This is a genomic window from Photobacterium kishitanii, from assembly GCF_003026355.1.
In the GTDB taxonomy this organism is placed as follows: domain Bacteria; phylum Pseudomonadota; class Gammaproteobacteria; order Enterobacterales; family Vibrionaceae; genus Photobacterium; species Photobacterium kishitanii.
The window spans coordinates 21642-38926 of sequence record NZ_PYON01000024.1 but is presented as its reverse complement, the minus strand read 5'-3'; the positions used below and the strand labels follow the sequence as shown (position 1 = coordinate 38926).

Here is a 17285-nt window from a genome sequence, read left to right as displayed (position 1 = left end):
GATTTAGTTAATCTCTACTTGCTCTTCACCTGCTGCCGCTGTTGCAATTTTACCTAACAGCCATGCGTTTTCGCCTTCTGCTTGTAAAATTTCAATTGCAAGTGCTGCTTGGGCTTGTGGTAGTGCGATCACTAAACCTACACCACAGTTGAATGTACGGTACATTTCATAAGTATCGACATTACCAGCTTGTTGCAGCCAATTAAAAATAGTCGGCCATTGCCAGCTGTTACCATCAACGACTGCTTTAGTACCTTGTGGTAATACGCGTGGGATATTTTCCCAGAAACCACCGCCAGTAATATGAGAAATTGCGTGAACATCACAGCTTTCAATCATTTTTAGCGCTGATTTTACATAAATTTTAGTTGGGGTTAATAAGTGCTCAGACAGTTTTTTACCGTCAAGATCTTGATCAAGATCGGCTTGAGAAACTTCTAGAATCTTACGTACCAATGAATAACCGTTTGAGTGTGGGCCACTTGAGCCGACAGCAATAAGTGCATCGCCTGCCGTTACTTTTGAACCATCAATGATGTCCGCTTTTTCAACTACACCGACACAGAAACCTGCAACGTCGTAATCTTCACCATGGTACATACCTGGCATCTCTGCAGTTTCGCCACCAATTAGTGCACAACCTGATTGAATACAACCTTCACCAATACCAGCCACAACGCTTGCTGCAGTATCAATATCAAGTTTACCTGTTGCGTAATAATCTAGGAAAAACAAAGGCTCTGCACCTTGTACAATTAGATCGTTAACACACATAGCGACGAGATCTATACCAATAGTGTCATGCTGCTTCAGATCCATCGCTAGGCGAAGTTTGGTGCCGACACCATCTGTTCCTGATACTAAAACAGGCTCTTTGTATTTGGTAGGAAGAGCACATAAAGCGCCAAAACCACCAATACCGCCCATTACTTCAGGACGATGAGTGCGTTTAACAACGCCTTTAATACGGTCAACTAATGCATTACCAGCATCAATATCAACACCAGCATCTTTGTAACTAAGAGAAGAGTTTTTGTTGCTCACAGATGATCCCTCAAACGTATTAAAGTAAAAAACCACAGTATGATAACAGTAGTCATTACATTAGAGCAAACGTTTGCGTTAATTTGTTGCGACGCTTAAATTTCAGTCAATTAAACATTTGATACTATCGGCAATCGATTGGCATGGTATATAATAATGCGATTTTTTTAATTTATTGCCCAGGAGTCAAAATGAAAGTCGTTGAGGTGAAACACCCACTGGTTAAACATAAGATCGGTCTTATGCGTGAAGGTGATATCAGCACTAAGCGTTTTCGTGAATTGGCAACCGAAGTTGGTAGCCTACTAACGTATGAAGCGACTTCAGACTTCGAAACAGAAAAAGTGATGATTGAAGGCTGGAATGGTCCAGTTGAAGTCGATCAGCTAAAGGGTAAAAAAGTGACTGTAGTACCAATTCTTCGTGCTGGTTTAGGCATGATGGATGGTGTATTAGAGCATATGCCAAGTGCACGTATTAGTGTTGTTGGTATCTATCGTGATGAAGAAACGTTAGAGCCAGTACCATACTTTAATAAATTAGCATCACATATTGATGAGCGTATCGCATTAGTTGTTGATCCTATGCTAGCAACTGGTGGTTCAATGATCGCAACGCTTGATCTATTAAAAGAACATGGTTGTACTCAGTTTAAAGTTCTAGTACTTGTTGCTGCCCCTGAAGGTATTGCTGCACTAGAAAAAGCCCACCCAGATGTAGAGCTATACACAGCGGCTATTGATGAGAAGCTAAATGACAAGGGCTATATTGTTCCTGGTCTTGGCGATGCAGGCGATAAAATTTTCGGTACTAAATAATAATTATATTGTTTAGCACTGATATAAAAAACCGGACTGATATAGTCCGGTTTTTTTAACTGTTATTTGTGAACTACCAATAATTAGAGATGCTCAGTATCTTCAATTTGTGCATTATCAACCATGTTTGTTTCGCCTAAATCTTGAGGCAGAATAAGGTTTAATAAAATAGCCACGATGCCACATAAGCTGACACCTTGTAAACTAAACTCCCCAATGCCAAATGCCATACCTCCGATGCCGAACACTAAGGTCACAGCAACGATAACGAGATTGCGAGCTTTATGTAAATCAACTTGGTTTCTAATTAGAGTATTTAAGCCAACGGTTGCAATCGAACCAAATAATAAAATCATAATACCGCCCATTACAGGAACGGGAATGGTTTGTAATATCGCACCAAGTTTACCGACAAATGCTAATACGATAGCGGTTACAGCGGCCCAAGTCATGATCACCGGATTAAATGCTTTGGTTAACATTACCGCACCGGTTACTTCTGAATAGGTGGTATTTGGGGGGGCGCCAACAAGAGATGCCGCGATAGTGGCAATACCATCACCCGCCATTGTACGGTGTAAACCTGGTTTTTTAAGGTAGTCTTTACCGGTAACATTTGAAATCGCTAAAATATCACCAACATGTTCTACTGCAGGTGCAATTGCGACAGGGATCATAAATAGAATGGCGTTGATATTGAATTCGGGAAGGGTAAAGTTTGGTACAGCAAGCCAACTAGCTTGTATGACTGGTGTGAAATCAATCACACCAAAACCAAGGCTAGTAATGTAGCCAGCAGTAATGCCTCCTACGATAGGAATTAATTTTAAAATGCCTTTAGCAAACACACTTAAGATAATCGTTACGGTAAGCGAAATCGCTGAAATCCATAGCGCAGTATCATGGGCGATTAATTGAATGTCACCGCCACCTGTTTTACCTACTGCCATATTTACAGCAGCAGGAGCGAGCCCTAAACCAATAACCATAATCACTGGACCGACGACAACAGGGGGTAATAGACGATGAATAAAGCCAACCCCACGCACTTTGATGATGCCGCCCATAATGACATAGACCACACCAGCCATCATTAACCCGCCCATGGTACTTGCAACGCCCCATGTTTGAATGCCATACATCATTGGGGCAATAAAAGCGAAAGATGAGGCCAGAAAAATGGGTACAGAACGTTTGGTGACGACCTGAAATAAAAGTGTGCCAGCACCTGCGCCAAATAAAGCAACATTAGGATCTAAGCCGGTCAGTAACGGCACTAGAACCAAAGCCCCAAATGCGACAAATAGCATTTGCGCACCTTGAAGAACCTGCATCATGATATGTATTCCTAAGTAAAAAAATCGCGCAATCCTAGCATGGAAGCAAACGATAAGCTTTATGAATAAAAGCTAAAAAACACTTTTAATTGTTCGAATTTAGACCGAGTGGCGCTTTATTTGCATGAAAATAGCTATCACGCAGTTAAAAATGTGCGTTATAAAATTATATTGTCGAAATTGTCGAATGAAATTTACATACTGTGCGCTATGATACGGCACCGATGATAAAACCAGTTGTCTGTCTTACTAGGTCTATTTTTTGAATTAACCATGAGTCTTACTATGTTGCGATTTGCATTATTATTTTTAGCAGTATTGGCATTGCCGATACAAGCTGCGACGGTGAATGATCTTTATCAAACCCAGGTCACCTTGATTGGAAACGATCAACAAGCCGATCAAGCTGCACGCGAGCAGGGATTGGCAAATGTGTTGGTCAAAATATCAGGCAATACTGATATTCTTAATAACCCAGCGATTAAGACGGCAATCACTAACAGTGGTAGCTATATTAGTCAATTTGGTTATAGCCAAGTGGATGGTCAACGTGCGATTGATCTGAGCTTTGATAAAAACCAAATTAAACAATTACTGATTCAGTCAAAAGCCAGTATTTGGAAAGATCAACGCCCTAATATTCTGGTGTGGATGGTTGATAGCGATGGCCAACAGCGCAATATTTTGTGGGATCAATCAACCAATGCTTTGATTAATGATACGAAGCAAGCGGCTGATAGTCGTGGTCTGCCATTAACATTCCCTGTCGGGGATATAACAGATGCAACGGCAGTCAATGTTTCAGACTTATGGGGTAATTTTATTGATCCTATTGCTGCAGCAAGTACACGTTATCATGCTGATGGCGTATTATTGGTTAAAGCACAGCAGCAACCAAATGGTAATGTAAGCTTAAATTGGCAATTTTACCCACAGCAACCAAGTAAGATTGCCACAGCTGATACTCAACCGATTACTGGTACAACATCGGGGACATTGTCACAAACATCAACCAAGATGATTAATCAAGTTACTGATTATTTAGCTCATAAATATGCAGTCGTGTTGGGCGGTGTCGCTGGTGGTAAGATCAATATTGAAGTCGATAATATTCAGTCAACAGAAGATTTTTTTGCATTAGAGAAAATGCTGAATAGTTTAACCACTGTTGGTAGTGCTAATGCCATGAGAATTAAAGGCAATAGTGTGATTTTTCAATTAAATCTTCAAGGTTCTGAGCAGGCATTCCACCAAGAAATTAGCCATGATAATCAGGTTCACCAGACTCAATCTGCGGTGGCTTTTGCCGCTGATCCTGCGCAACCAACACCAACAGCACCTGTTGGAGCATCTACTGCGACCTCGACATCAACAGCTCCAGCAATCACAACACCTTCGGTTCCAGTGGTTAATGCTTTAACGGTAACACCGCAAAATATTTATTATTGGAATAGCTAATTTTACATTGTTACAAAGTGATTAGATGAAGCGTTATTTGTGAAAGAAAAAGCCTCAGTACCTGTGTACTGAGGCTTTTTTATACTTATCCATTTTTATAGAGGATCAGCTGTTATAGCGGGCATGTTCCTCACGTTCAACGTGTGATAAGCGCTTTAATTTAATCCCTAATTCTTTAGCGCGTAAACGGGCAAAAATAATATTACTTACAAAGCAAAGTGTCACTATTGCTAACTCTATGGTTGCGAGAGCTCGTTCACCATCGTTGAGCGTAATTAGGGTTGCTGCATGTAGAAAATAAAACATTAAAATAAAATTTGCCCATGCATGGGTATAAGGTTTTGCAGCTAATATACCGAGTAGGGGAAATAATAATGGTGTGATCCACAACAGACTAATGGCTGTCGCTGATAAGTGTTGATGGGGAGATAGGTATAGCTGCCACATGGCAATAAAAACGATTAAACCGCAATGACTGATTAATGCAGAGTGACGCGCAAAATATGTTAAAGGTTGCATTTTGGGCATGAAATGATCCTTTTTTAGCCATTTAATTTAGATGCAATGGTTGCTAAACGCCGTCCGATGGCTTGAGCAAGTGCTATTTCATCTGGGTGTAACTGCTTACTAATACCATGATTAATATGTGATGCACCATAAGGTGTTCCACCATGGCTGGTGGTATGTAATAGGGGTTCAGAGTAGGGAATCCCCACAATTAACATGCCGTGATGCAACAGCGGTAACATCATTGATTGTAGCGTAGTTTCTTGACCGCCATGCAAAGATGATGATGATGTGAACACACAGGCTGGCTTCCCTATCAATGTTCCCGATAACCATTCGCCACTGGTTGTATCCAAAAAATGTTTAAGTGGCGCCGCCATATTACCAAATCTAACCGGACTCCCCATCGCTATTGCTGCACATTGCTTAAGATCGTGATGGCTAACAATGGGATCGGTTGTGTTGAGCGCGGTGACGGTTTGCGTAGTTGTCGTGATGGTTGCTATCTCAGCAACGGTTCTTAGCACTGCTTCACAGCCATCAACTTGTTCGATACCGCGACTAATATGACGCGCTAATTGGCGAGTATTACCATGAAGGCTGTAATAGAGCACTAAGATTTTTGTCATTATAAAATACTCAAAACCAGCTCTGGTGGACGCCCAATAGCGGCTTTATCATTATTAACGACAATAGGTCGTTCGAGTAATTTAGGCTGCGATGCTATCGCTTCAAATAATGCTAGATCAGTGAGAGTTTGATCACCAAGTTGTAACTCTTGGTATTGTTGCTCTTTAGTACGCATCATATCTCGCACACTGGTGTAGTCTAATTGACGGTAAAGTTGTTGTAGTTGCTTAACCGTTGGTGGCGTGTCTAAATAGTGGATAATCGTAGGCGTAATACCGTGCTCAGTGAGCAAAGCTAATGTTTCACGACTTTTTGAGCATCGTGGATTGTGGTAAATAGCAACTGTCATATTGAGTCCTTTTTGAATCAGTAGAAATTAAAAAGAAGAACGTAAAGCTTCAAATTGTGATTGTTGAATTCGAAGTTGATCTAATCGCGCATCATAGCGAGCCTGATCGAGAGAGCCTAATTTTGCTTTTTGGGCCGCTTGAGTATAGTTACTGATTGCAAGTTTCCATTGGGCACGTAACGCCGCTAACTCACCCATCGCCGCGAGCTCACCTGCACGTTGGTTTTGTTTAGCATAATTTTGAGCTAATAATGCCCAGCCATTGATATCATTAGGGTGTTGATAGCTATATCGATTTAGTATGCTAAGGCTTTGCTTATAATGCTTAGCTTCCAGTAATACATTGGCAAGATTAAGTTGTAATACGCTACTTTCAGGTTGATATTGTAACGCTTTTTCTAACCGTGTAATCGCTTTATCATAGTGCTTTTGATATAAATTTAAATCAGTTATCGCATCAATATAAAACAAATTATTGGGTTCAGATGCGATTAATGGCAACAGTAATTGTTGGGCTTTGGCATATTGACCGTTATCGAGATAAACCAAGCTTTTACCATAATTTAATTCTTTACGTTGGTTAGGGGCGGCTTTTTTGAGTTCAGTATTAAACCAGTTTAGGGCGGAAGTTTGACTAAAACCAAGATTACGCGCCACAATTCGTGATTTTGCTAATAGGTAACGCTCAGAAGGTGGCAATCTCACACTGGGATAGTTATCGGCACGCATACGACTATCAGCTATACGCGATTCAGGCAACGGGTGGCTCAGTAACATTGGCGGTAATTTGGAGGTATAGCGGTACTTTTCAGCTAAGCGGCCAAAGAAATGTGGCATTGCTTGCGGATTAAAACCAGCTCTAGCAAGAGTGGCGATTCCAATTCGATCGGCTTCTTTTTCGTGGCTACGAGTGTGATTGAGCATGCCTTGTATCGAGATGGCAGTCGTGGTGTGTAATGCCGCGATGCCAGCTTCTGGTGCGGCAGCGACTAATAACAATGAGCCTATCATTGCCGCCATTGTTGCTGACTTTTTATTAGCTTGGTCTTCTAAAGTACGTGCAAGGTGTCGTTGAGTGACGTGGGCAATTTCATGGGCAATCACAGAGGCTAATTCACTTTCTGTTTTAGCATGTAAAAATAATCCTGAATGAACACCAATATTGCCGCCAAATAATGCGAACGCGTTGATCTCATAATTTTGGATTAAGAAGAAATTAAATGGGGTTTTAACACCGTCAGCATTAGCAACTAACTTATGCCCGAGATCTTGTATATATTCGGATAATACAGGGTCGTTAATGATTGGACGACTGGCATACATCATTCGCATATACATGTCGCCATATTTGATTTCTTTATCAATGGTCAGTGTCGATGCCGCTGTGGTACCGATATCTGGTAGTGATGTGGCATTACTTGCAACAGCGGATAAGCTAGTCGTTAGCAATGCTGATAGCAAAAGATAGGCTGGCGCTTTAGCTAATTGGAACATATTAATAATACAACCACCATGTCGATTAATATAGGATAACGGGATAATGATCGATAACCTGCTGCGTTGTTATGACAGCTAATTTTAGCTTAGGTTCGCTATTGTGATATTCGTTTTGTGGTTATCTCGCTTATTCCTTGCGGTTAAGGTTACAATACGACAATGGATAATCACTGTCACTCTATTGGAATGGAAATCCTAACGCTTGATCTTATGGCATCCCGTTGCCCGTTAGCATTATTGATGGTAAAGCGAAGCTGTAGAGACTTATCGCCGACCCAGAAACTTGTAATTAAGGTTTCACAACCCACGGCAAAAACGGATATTGTTCGTTATTTACAAAATAATGGATTTATTATTGATATACAGGCTGACGGTATTGATCAGCTGGTGATTATTGTAAAAAAAGGACAGTAACTTCATGCTGGATATGTTTAAAAGTTGGTATCAACGCCGATTCTCTGATCCTCATGCCGTGAGTTTAATGATCATTTTAGCAGGTGCTTTCTTAACCTTATATTTCTTTGGTGGATTAATCACACCGCTATTAGTTGCGATTGTTTTAGCTTATTTACTTGAATCACCCGTCGCTCGTTTGACCCTGTGGGGGATACCGCGAACAATATCTGTTGCGATAGTCTTAATTATTTTTGCAGGGTTAATGGTGTTAGCTTTATTTGGTTTAGTGCCGACTATTTGGCATCAAATTACCAACTTAAGTGCTGATGTGCCTAAAATGCTTAATGACTTGCAGATTTATGTATCAAGTTTACCTGAACGCTACCCTGATTTTGTGCAGCCGCATCAAGTAACAGTGTTAACCAATACGTTGCGCGAAAAAGTATTGTCTTTAGGTGGTAGCGTTGTTAAAGGCTCATTATCATCACTGGTCAGCTTGGCAACGTTAGGTGTCTATTTAATTTTAGTGCCTTTATTAATTTTCTTTTTGCTTAAAGATAAAGACACCATTCTGCGTTCATTTATTGGTGTATTACCTAAGAATCGTCGTTTAGCCAGTAAGGTTAGCACCGAAATGAACCAGCAAATCTCTAATTATATTCGCGGCAAAGTGATTGAGATTTTTATTGTTGGAATCGCAAGTTATATTGTCTTTGTGGTAATGGGACTTCAGTACGCGGCATTACTTGGCGTGTTAGTGGGTTTATCGGTATTGATTCCTTATATTGGTGCCGCTGCTGTCACAGTACCCGTTGCGATGGTCGGTTTATTTCAATGGGGTTGGACACCTGATTTTTGGTGGTTACTGGCTGCCTACGGTATTGTGCAAGCATTAGATGGTAATGTATTGGTTCCAGTATTGTTTTCTGAGGCGGTTAACTTACATCCAGTAGCGATTATCGTTGCAGTGTTAGTGTTTGGCGGTCTATGGGGATTCTGGGGCGTGTTCTTTGCAATTCCATTAGCAACCTTAGTTAAAGCGGTATGGGGGGCTTTAGTGATGAAAGAAAGTGCGCCACCAGTGAGCTACTAATATCGATAATTTATAGTGAAATAATCACGCACAAAAAAGGCCTATATGGCCTTTTTTTGTGGTCGTTGTTTGAAAGGGTATTACTGATTAAGATAATCAAGTACCACTTGATGGTGATCTTTGGTTTTGAGTTTATCAAATACATGCTCAATTTTGCCTTGCTCATCAATTAAGAAACTGATGCGGTGCAAACCATCGTAAATTCTACCCATGAATTTTTTTTCACCCCACACGCCAAATTGATCTGCAACAGCATGATCTTCATCAGATAATAATGTGAAGTTCAGATTGTCGCGCTCAATAAATTTAGGCAAGCGCTTAACGGGATCAATACTGATACCTAACACAACCACGTTATGTGCTTCAAGTTCTGCTTTACTGTCGCGTAAGCCGCAAGCTTGAACAGTACAGCCAGGAGTCATCGCTTTAGGATAGAAATAAGCCAGTACTTTTTTACCTTTGAAGTCATTTAGACTGACGGGTTGGTTGTCTTGATTGAGTAAAGTAAAGGTTGGGGCGAGCATTCCTGCGGTTAGGGTATTCATGCAACTGTCCTTTTAATAAGTCATAAACGGCAAATATGACACATGCTGTTATGGTGGTTTTTAAGGGCTATATTAATTAATGGTGGCCAATAAAGTTTACAGTACCGTGAGCATTGAGTTCATTACAAAGTATTTCATATTCTTCTTGTAAGCTCACTAAATTACAATCTTCTGGTAAATTGGTACTGATTTGAAGCACTAATTGGTTGTCGATATTAGCATGGCCATTTTCAATGGTATTGGCACTCAGCGTTGAAATGTCAATTTTACGACTGGCCATGAAATGGGTGAAATGTTTAATAAGTCCAGGACTGTCTTTTGCTTCAATATGAAAATCAGCAGTATATGGAAAGAAACGAGCAATATGCTTGTTGGTGCGTTTCATCACGGTAATTAAATCATGTTCTTGGCCTTTAAGTGGCAACGTCGATTCAATTCTTGAGATAGCATTGCTATTACCAGAGAGCAACATAATCAGCGTGAACTCAGAACCAAAAAGAGCAATTCGACTATCAATGATGTTACAGCCACTGTGTGCGACAAGATGGGTGATCTCATCGGTGATACCAGGGCGGTCAGTACCTACTGCGGTTATTACGAGGTAATGTTCCATATTTAGCGCCATTTTTTCGTGATCATTATTAGCATGTTAGCACAGACTGATTATTCAAAAGAGAGCAAATTAGCATCAATAATCACAATTTTTTTTATTATAATTGTACGGTTAGCAATAATGATTGCTTAAAAAGATTCGTTTTTGGTGCTAGAAACGTTAAACATTACCGACTTGCTTAAAATGAATACGATAAAGCGCGTCAGTTAACGGTTTTCAGTCACCCTTTGCTTGAGTTTATAGTCATGCAAAAGTACCATGACTTATAACTAGCTATATACCGTAACCATTTTTTATTGATTGGTTGTTAATGTTGTTAGTTTAGAATCGTTGCGATATATAAAATAGGGGAGACGGACATGTTTTCAGGAAGCATGGTAGCACTATTAACGCCATTTGATCCTTCAGGTGAAGTTGATTACATCGGCTTACAGAAGCTAGTTGATTACCATATTAAAGCGGGTACGACGGCTATTATTGCAGTTGGAACAACGGGTGAATCAACCACACTAACAGTTGATGAGCACATTAAAGTTGTTTTAAAAACGCTAGAGTATGTTGATGGACGTATTCCTGTTATTGCTGGTACTGGTGCAAATGCAACCCATGAAGCAGTAACGATTACCAAACTGTTTTCAGGCACCGGAATTGCGGCCTGCCTTAGTGTGACACCATACTATAATAAACCGACGCAAGAAGGTTTATACCAACATTATAAAGCAATTGCAGAAGCGACTGACATACCACAAATTTTATACAATGTGCCAGGCCGCACCGCCGTTGATTTACTGCCAGAAACTGTTGCTCGGTTAGCTAAACTTGACAATATTATTGGTATTAAAGATGCGACCGGTGATATTACTCGCGTTAAAAAAACACGGGAACTTTGTGGCGCAGATTTTATCCAATTAAGCGGTGATGATGCAACGGGTGTTGATTTTGTTGCTGAAGGTGGCCATGGTGTCATTTCTGTGACAGCCAATATTGCAGCAGCAGCAATGGCGACGATGTTTAATCTAGCCTTAGAGGGTAAGATTGAAGCTGCCCAAGAAATAAACCAACGCTTAATGCCATTACATACCAAACTGTTTGTTGAAGCTAATCCAATTCCAGTGAAATGGGCTGCTTACCAAATGGGGTTAATTGAACACGATAACTTACGACTTCCGCTTACTGTTTTAAGCGAATCACAGCAACCTATTGTTAAGCAAGCACTCATTGACGCTAACGTATTATAGTACTTAGTCGTTAATAAGCCGCGGTAACAATATAGGAGCGCAGGAGCATAAATGAATTATAAATACCGGCTAGCACTAGCCGCCGTCGTAGTGACAAGCATTACAGCATGTTCTAGTGGTGCAGATAGTCGCCGACAGGCAGCACAAGATTTTAATTATCTTAATACGCCATCACTTGAAAGTTGGGCGTTGCCGGCAGGTGCTCAACCTTTTAGTAATACTGATTATACGATTCCACACCGTGTTTATCAGGGCGAAATAGGTACTAAGGTTGATATTCGTCCACCACTGCAGGTGCTAGAGTTGATTCCTGGCGTAACTTCTGCTGTTGATCAACAAGGTGTAACGCTGTTTATGCCGTCGTCGAATGAGTTAGCGAAGATTTGGCGCGTAACACAACAGCTGATTACTAATAATAAAGTCGGTATTGTAAAACAAAGTGCTGATCGTATTGATACTGATTGGGTTTCTTGGACTAATGAAGATGAAGATACCAAGATAAGTAGCCGTTATACGATTGAAAAATCACCTAACATCAACAGTTACCGTATTACGTTAACAGATTGGCGTGAAGACGGTAAAGTGAAACCTGTAAGCGTAGATAACAAACGTCGCTATAGCATTTTAATGACCAATTTAGTGATGGCGAAATACGATAATATGTCTCGTGAGCAAGCACGTATTGCTGCCGCTGAACAAATGAAAAACGTGCCGATTATGATGGGTACAGATCGCAGTGGCTTGCCAATTATTATTGCGCGTGCATCATATGATGATATGTGGGATCGTTTACCGATAATGCTGCAAAAATTAGGCTTTACGGTTGAAGATCGTAACCGTTCGCAAGGTTTGATTGATGTTAAATACCGTCAACCTGATGATGCCTTCTGGACTAAACTTGGCACTAAGCCAATTAACTTAACCAATGATAAGTATCGTATTTTGGTTGGTGATTTAGGTAATCGTACCTCATTAAATATTACAGATAATGATGGTAAGCCAGTGACAGAGTCAGTGTTAGCTTCAATTGCACCAGTATTTGGTGCCGCTTTTGCTAAATAATTGACCTGGTTATAGATAAAAAAAACCGCTTTAGCTAATCACTAAAGCGGTTTTTTTATGAGGATTAAGTAATGACAAAAGTGAATTACTTAATTTCAACACCTTGAGCTTGTAAGTCTGCATGATAAGACGAACGGACAAATGGACCACAAGCTGCGTGCGTAAAGCCAAGCTCGAGTGCAATTTGTTTTAACTCATCAAACTCTTCTGGTGGCACATAACGTTCAACCGGTAAGTGGTGACGACTTGGTGCTAAGTATTGGCCTAGTGTTAGCATGGTTACGCCATGAGCACGTAGATCCTTTAATACTTGAATGATCTCTTCTTTGGTTTCACCTAGCCCCATCATGACACCAGATTTTGTTGGTACTGTTGGATGAATTTCTTTAAATTTCTTTAATAGATCCAATGACCACTGGTAGTTTGCTCCAGGACGTGCCTTACGGTATAAGCGTGGTGCAGTTTCAAGGTTATGGTTAAATACATCCGGTGCAGTATCACGGAAAATATCTAACGCACGATCCATACGACCACGGAAATCTGGCACTAAGGTTTCAATGTGAATCTGTGGACTTTTAGCACGAATATCATTAATACAGTCAACAAAATGCTGTGCGCCACCATCACGAAGATCGTCACGGTCGACTGATGTTACTACTACATAACGTAACTTCATATCAGCAATTGTTTGTGCTAAATGACTTGGTTCTTCTGCGTTGGGTGGTAATGGGCGGCCATGGGCAACATCACAAAATGGACAACGACGAGTACAAATCGCACCTAAAATCATAAAGGTGGCTGTGCCATGGTTAAAACATTCTGCCAAATTCGGACATGATGCTTCTTCACATACCGAGTGGAGATTGTTTTTCCGTAGTGCTGATTTGATTTCTTGAATACGTTTACTGTCTGATGGCAGTTTTATTTTCATCCATGAAGGTTTACGTAACACTTCTTTCGGTGCTTCTTCTTGGGCAACATTACGTACCGGAATTAATGCCATTTTATCAGCATCACGGTATTTAACGCCTTGTTCAATTTTAATTGGTTTGCTCATAGTTGATTGCTTTCCGTCATCCACTCGACGTGTGAGTAGTCGAGTAATTTTGTTAATTCTTCAATGAGTACCGGCTGAACTTCCATCAGTTCATTTGGGCCATTTAGTAACGCTGTTTGCGTCATTTCCATTCCAGCATAACCACAAGGGTTAATACGTTGAAATGGGGCCAAATCCATATTTATATTAAGTGCCAGACCATGAAAAGAGCAGCCGCGTCTGATTCGTAATCCTAATGAACATATCTTGCGATTGTCGACATATACACCAGGTGCATCAGGGCGAGCATTAGATTTAATCCCAAATTGAGATAGGGTATTAATAATTGTGTTTTCGATGTGGCTGACTAGGTCACGAACACTCAGTTTTTTTCTGCGTAAGTTAATCAATATATAAGCGACTTGCTGACCAGGACCATGATAAGTCACTTGGCCACCACGATCACTTTGGACGACTGGAATATCACCTGTATTGAGCAGATGTTCTATTTTTCCAGCTTGGCCTTGAGTAAAGACGGGGTGATGTTCAACCAACCATACTTCATCGGCCGACATGTCGGTGCGGTCATTGGTGAATTGATGCATGGCATCAAAGGTGGCTTGATAATCACAACGGCCCAGATTTCTAATAATAAGAGATGTTTGCAAATTTGTGCCTATTTATTGATATAACGCAAAGCGCCATTTAATGGCTGTGAACTGAGCTATTATACCTAAACTGTTCAAAGATGCATGATTAACCAGTTATTCACTTATTATTAATATATTTGATAGTTATATTGCGAGAGTAAAAACGGCTGAATGGGAGTGAAACGGGAAAAAGATGGCGACTAATGTATAGTCGCCATTGGTATGATATTGGTATGGAACGGCTATAGTACTACGCGTACGATATCGATAGCGCCAAGTTCTTTGTATAGCGTTTCAATCTGTTCAACATTGGTTGCGTTAACAGTGACAGAGACAGCGGTATAAGTCCCTTTACTGCTTGGCTTTAATGTTGGTACGTAATCACCAGGAATAGTTTTCTGAATAACTTCAACGATACGATCAGCTAATTCTGGTTTATTTTCACCCATGACTTTGAAAGCAAAGCTACAAGGAAACTCCAGTAGATCTTTTAGTTTTGGTTGCTCTTGTTCTTGCATATAGAACTCCAAGGTTGCATTTATTCAAATTTAGACCGTGTTGTGGATCACAAAACACGAGGTATGCTGGCATCTTAATGCGTCATTAGCTGGAAAACAAGCGTGTAATAGAAGCGATGGATATCGGTTATTGGAAAATGTGTATGCAGGCTTGTAAACCAAAAGAAGCGGCCAAATGGCAGCTTCTTTATTTGGTTTGATTGATGTTATAACGAGCGGTTAAAACCAGCTCTGTACTAGCATCATTACATAATCAACCAAGCGGCTAAAGAAGCTACCTTGTTTTACTTCAGTCAATGCAACTAAAGGGTATTGAGCAATATCGTTATCACCTAAACGGTAATAAAGCGTACCCATTACCTCACCTTTTTGAATCGGTGCTTTAAGCTCTTTAGTTAACACGAAGCTTGCTTTTAAATCTTTAGCTTGGCTACGAGGGATCGTAACGTAAGTATTCTCATTAACACCAAGATTGACTTTATCAGTATTGCCCATCCATACTTTTTCGGTCACAAATGTTTGATCTTTTTTATATGGTGTCAAGGTAGTGAAGAAGCGGAAGCCATAATTTAATAGCTTTTTACTTTCAGCAAGACGCGCATGTTTGCTTGCAGTCCCCATAATGACTGAAATAAGACGCATGTTGCCTTCAGTCGCAGTACTGACTAGGCTATAACCCGCATTATCAGTATGACCGGTTTTTAAGCCGTCAACATGCATGCTTTGATCCCACAATAAACCATTACGGTTATATTGGGTAATGCCGTTATAAGTAAATGATTTCTCATCATAGATCTTAAATTCATTGGGAAGATCGTGAATAAGTGCGCGCGCAAGAATAGAAAGATCGACTGGGGTGGTGTATAGGTCTGGGTTATCTAAGCCATGGACATTCGTAAAGTGAGTTGATTTCATCCCCAGATTTTTTGCCCAGCCATTCATCAGCTCAACAAACGCTTTCTGTGAACCCGCAACGTGCTCAGCCATTGCCACACAAGCATCGTTACCTGAGTCAACAATAATACCGCGGTTAAGATCAGAGACTTTAACGGTTTTACCTACTTCTAAGAACATCTTTGATGATCCAGGGAAGTTTTTAGCCCAAGCGTTTTTACTAATAACGACATTATCATCAGGGGAGATGTTGCCATTTTTAATTTCTTGACCAATCACATAACTGGTCATTATTTTGGTTAGGCTGGCAGGAGCTAATTTTTCATTTTGGTTATGACCAGCAATGATTTTGCCTGAGTTGTAGTCAATAAGAACATAACCCTTAGCCGCAATTTGTGGAGCTTCAGGTACTACTGCTGGTGATGCAGCAACAGTTGCTGAAGCCAGCAGAGTGGCAGAGATGGCTACAGAACGGAAAAGCACAGCTGTTTTCTTCATGATATATCTAACTTTAATTAATCTGTGGCTAAAAAGTGGGCTCACTATAACAGATAACACATTGGCAATCAGTGCCCGAACTGAAGTTTCCACAGTTCTGACATTAGGCAATTAAGATTCACTGTGATGATGTTGTTATTCAGCAGAGCAATAATAAGCCTATAGTTTTATGATTTTAATAACAAACTATAGGCTCGGGGTATGATTAAAAAATATCGATAAGGTTCAATTATCGTTTTTCAGTGATCATAAAAGCTTGTGGATAATGCTTGCTTTTCACTCGGTTGAGCAATAATTCAGCATCTTTATGGTCTAAAAATGGTCCTAATCGAACTCGAAAAATAGTGCGATCAGTGATTTTTTCAATATCAACGCTAGTATTATAAAGTTTCTTTACTTCTCGTTGCATTTGATCCGCTTTTGGCTGGCTATTAACCGCTGCTAATTGGATGAAATATTGGATTGGGATTGGTGCTTTTTTTATCTCAGCTTTAGTTGACGGCTTAGGTACCGTTATTACTTCAATTTTTACAGGTGCGGTGCCATAACTGATCACGCCTAATTTAGATGCTGCCGCCATGCTTAAATCAATAATACGACCATCATGGAAGGGACCACGATCGTTAACACGGACAATCACTGATTTGTGATTAAGAGTATTGGTTACACGCACAAAGCTCGGTAACGGTAAGGTTTTATGGGCCGCTGTCATAGCGAACATATTATAGACTTCGCCGTTAGCTGTTTTATGACCATGAAATTTTTCACCGTACCACGAAGCAAACCCAGTCTCGGTATAACCCTTAGGATTTTTTATAATATGATAGCGTTTACCACGTAATGTGTAGTCTTTATTACCACCACGACTATAGGGTTCGTAGTGTGGAGTGATCAATTTTACTTTTGAAAAATCAGGAACAACCTTAGGCGCACGATCATCTTTAAGAGAATACCGTCCAGCATTGGGATCATCGGTATTCGGTTTAATTACTTGAGTGGTTTTGGTGGTTGTATCTGGCTTCGTTTGTGGTTGTTGAGTTTGTTCAGGCGAAGAACTACACCCAGCAAGAATTAGGAAAAAAATTACAAATAGTGAACGCAT

At 40.4% G+C, this 17285-nt stretch carries 19 protein-coding genes; 6 read left to right on the top strand and 13 right to left on the bottom strand.

The annotated features are described in order from the left end of the window. Positions 1-3 precede the first annotated feature (3 nt). Positions 4-1044, bottom strand: a complete 1041-nt coding sequence (gene purM, locus C0W29_RS19265) for a phosphoribosylformylglycinamidine cyclo-ligase (protein WP_045043799.1) — start codon at positions 1042-1044, stop codon at positions 4-6. A gap of 191 nt (positions 1045-1235) precedes the next feature. On the opposite strand from purM, the gene upp reads away from it, so the two are divergent. Beyond that, the gene (gene upp / locus C0W29_RS19260) at positions 1236-1862 is read left to right on the top strand and encodes a uracil phosphoribosyltransferase (protein ID WP_036793470.1); all 627 of its coding nucleotides are present in this window, start codon (positions 1236-1238) and stop codon (positions 1860-1862) included. 83 nt (positions 1863-1945) lie between these two features. Here the strand turns inward: upp and C0W29_RS19255 are convergent, their stop codons facing one another. Continuing rightward, positions 1946-3199, bottom strand: coding sequence for a uracil-xanthine permease family protein (locus tag C0W29_RS19255; RefSeq protein WP_036793471.1), 1254 nt, complete (start codon positions 3197-3199; stop codon positions 1946-1948). A 273-nt stretch (positions 3200-3472) separates the two neighbouring features. On the opposite strand from C0W29_RS19255, the gene C0W29_RS19250 reads away from it, so the two are divergent. Beyond that, the gene (locus tag C0W29_RS19250) at positions 3473-4657 is read left to right on the top strand and encodes a DUF2066 domain-containing protein (RefSeq protein ID WP_235869053.1); all 1185 of its coding nucleotides are present in this window, start codon (positions 3473-3475) and stop codon (positions 4655-4657) included. Between the two features lie 105 nt (positions 4658-4762). Here the strand turns inward: C0W29_RS19250 and C0W29_RS19245 are convergent, their stop codons facing one another. From C0W29_RS19245 to bepA, 4 genes are read right to left on the bottom strand one after another with little or no spacing between them, the layout of a single operon-like run. Continuing rightward, the gene (locus C0W29_RS19245) at positions 4763-5185 is read right to left on the bottom strand and encodes a DUF2069 domain-containing protein (RefSeq protein ID WP_045045669.1); all 423 of its coding nucleotides are present in this window, start codon (positions 5183-5185) and stop codon (positions 4763-4765) included. A gap of 14 nt (positions 5186-5199) precedes the next feature. Then, the gene (wrbA, locus tag C0W29_RS19240; protein WP_045045668.1) at positions 5200-5793 is read right to left on the bottom strand and encodes an NAD(P)H:quinone oxidoreductase; all 594 of its coding nucleotides are present in this window, start codon (positions 5791-5793) and stop codon (positions 5200-5202) included. Then, the gene (gene arsC / locus C0W29_RS19235) at positions 5793-6143 is read right to left on the bottom strand and encodes an arsenate reductase (glutaredoxin) (protein WP_045043795.1); all 351 of its coding nucleotides are present in this window, start codon (positions 6141-6143) and stop codon (positions 5793-5795) included. The genes wrbA and arsC overlap by 1 nt, the downstream gene beginning before the upstream one ends. 27 nt (positions 6144-6170) lie before the next feature. Next, the gene (gene bepA / locus C0W29_RS19230; protein WP_045045667.1) at positions 6171-7637 is read right to left on the bottom strand and encodes a beta-barrel assembly-enhancing protease; all 1467 of its coding nucleotides are present in this window, start codon (positions 7635-7637) and stop codon (positions 6171-6173) included. A gap of 162 nt (positions 7638-7799) precedes the next feature. Here bepA and C0W29_RS19225 point away from each other — a divergent pair, with 162 nt between their 5' ends. Both C0W29_RS19225 and C0W29_RS19220 read left to right on the top strand, forming a co-directional pair. Next, a complete protein-coding gene (locus tag C0W29_RS19225; RefSeq protein WP_230850464.1) occupies positions 7800-8054 on the top strand; it encodes a sulfurtransferase TusA family protein in 255 nt (84 codons plus the stop codon). Positions 8055-8058: 4 nt separating this feature from the next. Continuing rightward, positions 8059-9129 (top strand): AI-2E family transporter, encoded by a 1071-nt coding sequence (locus C0W29_RS19220; RefSeq protein ID WP_045043792.1) that lies wholly within the window; start codon positions 8059-8061, stop codon positions 9127-9129. Positions 9130-9209: 80 nt separating this feature from the next. Here C0W29_RS19220 and bcp read toward each other — a convergent pair whose 3' ends face one another. Together bcp and C0W29_RS19210 are read right to left on the bottom strand one after the other, a co-directional pair. Next, a complete protein-coding gene (gene bcp, locus C0W29_RS19215) occupies positions 9210-9674 on the bottom strand; it encodes a thioredoxin-dependent thiol peroxidase (RefSeq protein ID WP_045045666.1) in 465 nt (154 codons plus the stop codon). 76 nt (positions 9675-9750) lie between these two features. After that, on the bottom strand, positions 9751-10287 hold the full coding sequence (locus C0W29_RS19210; protein ID WP_036793478.1) for an ACT domain-containing protein: 537 nt from the start codon (positions 10285-10287) through the stop codon (positions 9751-9753). A gap of 359 nt (positions 10288-10646) precedes the next feature. Here C0W29_RS19210 and dapA point away from each other — a divergent pair, with 359 nt between their 5' ends. Both dapA and bamC read left to right on the top strand, forming a co-directional pair. Next, positions 10647-11525 carry a 4-hydroxy-tetrahydrodipicolinate synthase gene (dapA, locus tag C0W29_RS19205; RefSeq protein ID WP_045045665.1) on the top strand — a complete coding sequence of 293 codons (879 nt, stop codon included), beginning with the start codon at positions 10647-10649 and terminating at the stop codon, positions 11523-11525. 51 nt (positions 11526-11576) lie between these two features. Next, on the top strand, positions 11577-12587 hold the full coding sequence (gene bamC, locus C0W29_RS19200) for an outer membrane protein assembly factor BamC (RefSeq protein WP_045043790.1): 1011 nt from the start codon (positions 11577-11579) through the stop codon (positions 12585-12587). 85 nt (positions 12588-12672) lie between these two features. Here the strand turns inward: bamC and lipA are convergent, their stop codons facing one another. The 5 genes from lipA to C0W29_RS19175 form a co-directional block, all read right to left on the bottom strand. Continuing rightward, positions 12673-13644 carry a lipoyl synthase gene (gene lipA / locus C0W29_RS19195; RefSeq protein WP_036793481.1) on the bottom strand — a complete coding sequence of 324 codons (972 nt, stop codon included), beginning with the start codon at positions 13642-13644 and terminating at the stop codon, positions 12673-12675. Beyond that, a complete protein-coding gene (gene lipB, locus C0W29_RS19190) occupies positions 13641-14291 on the bottom strand; it encodes a lipoyl(octanoyl) transferase LipB (RefSeq protein WP_036793483.1) in 651 nt (216 codons plus the stop codon). Before lipB ends, lipA begins: the two co-directional genes overlap by 4 nt. Before the next feature lie 224 nt (positions 14292-14515). Continuing rightward, positions 14516-14791, bottom strand: coding sequence for a DUF493 family protein YbeD (gene ybeD, locus C0W29_RS19185; RefSeq protein WP_036793484.1), 276 nt, complete (start codon positions 14789-14791; stop codon positions 14516-14518). A 219-nt stretch (positions 14792-15010) separates the two neighbouring features. Further along, entirely contained in the window at positions 15011-16183 is a 1173-nt protein-coding gene (locus C0W29_RS19180) for a serine hydrolase (protein WP_045043789.1), read from the bottom strand. Between the two features lie 229 nt (positions 16184-16412). Beyond that, positions 16413-17285, bottom strand: a complete 873-nt coding sequence (locus C0W29_RS19175; protein ID WP_045043788.1) for a septal ring lytic transglycosylase RlpA family protein — start codon at positions 17283-17285, stop codon at positions 16413-16415.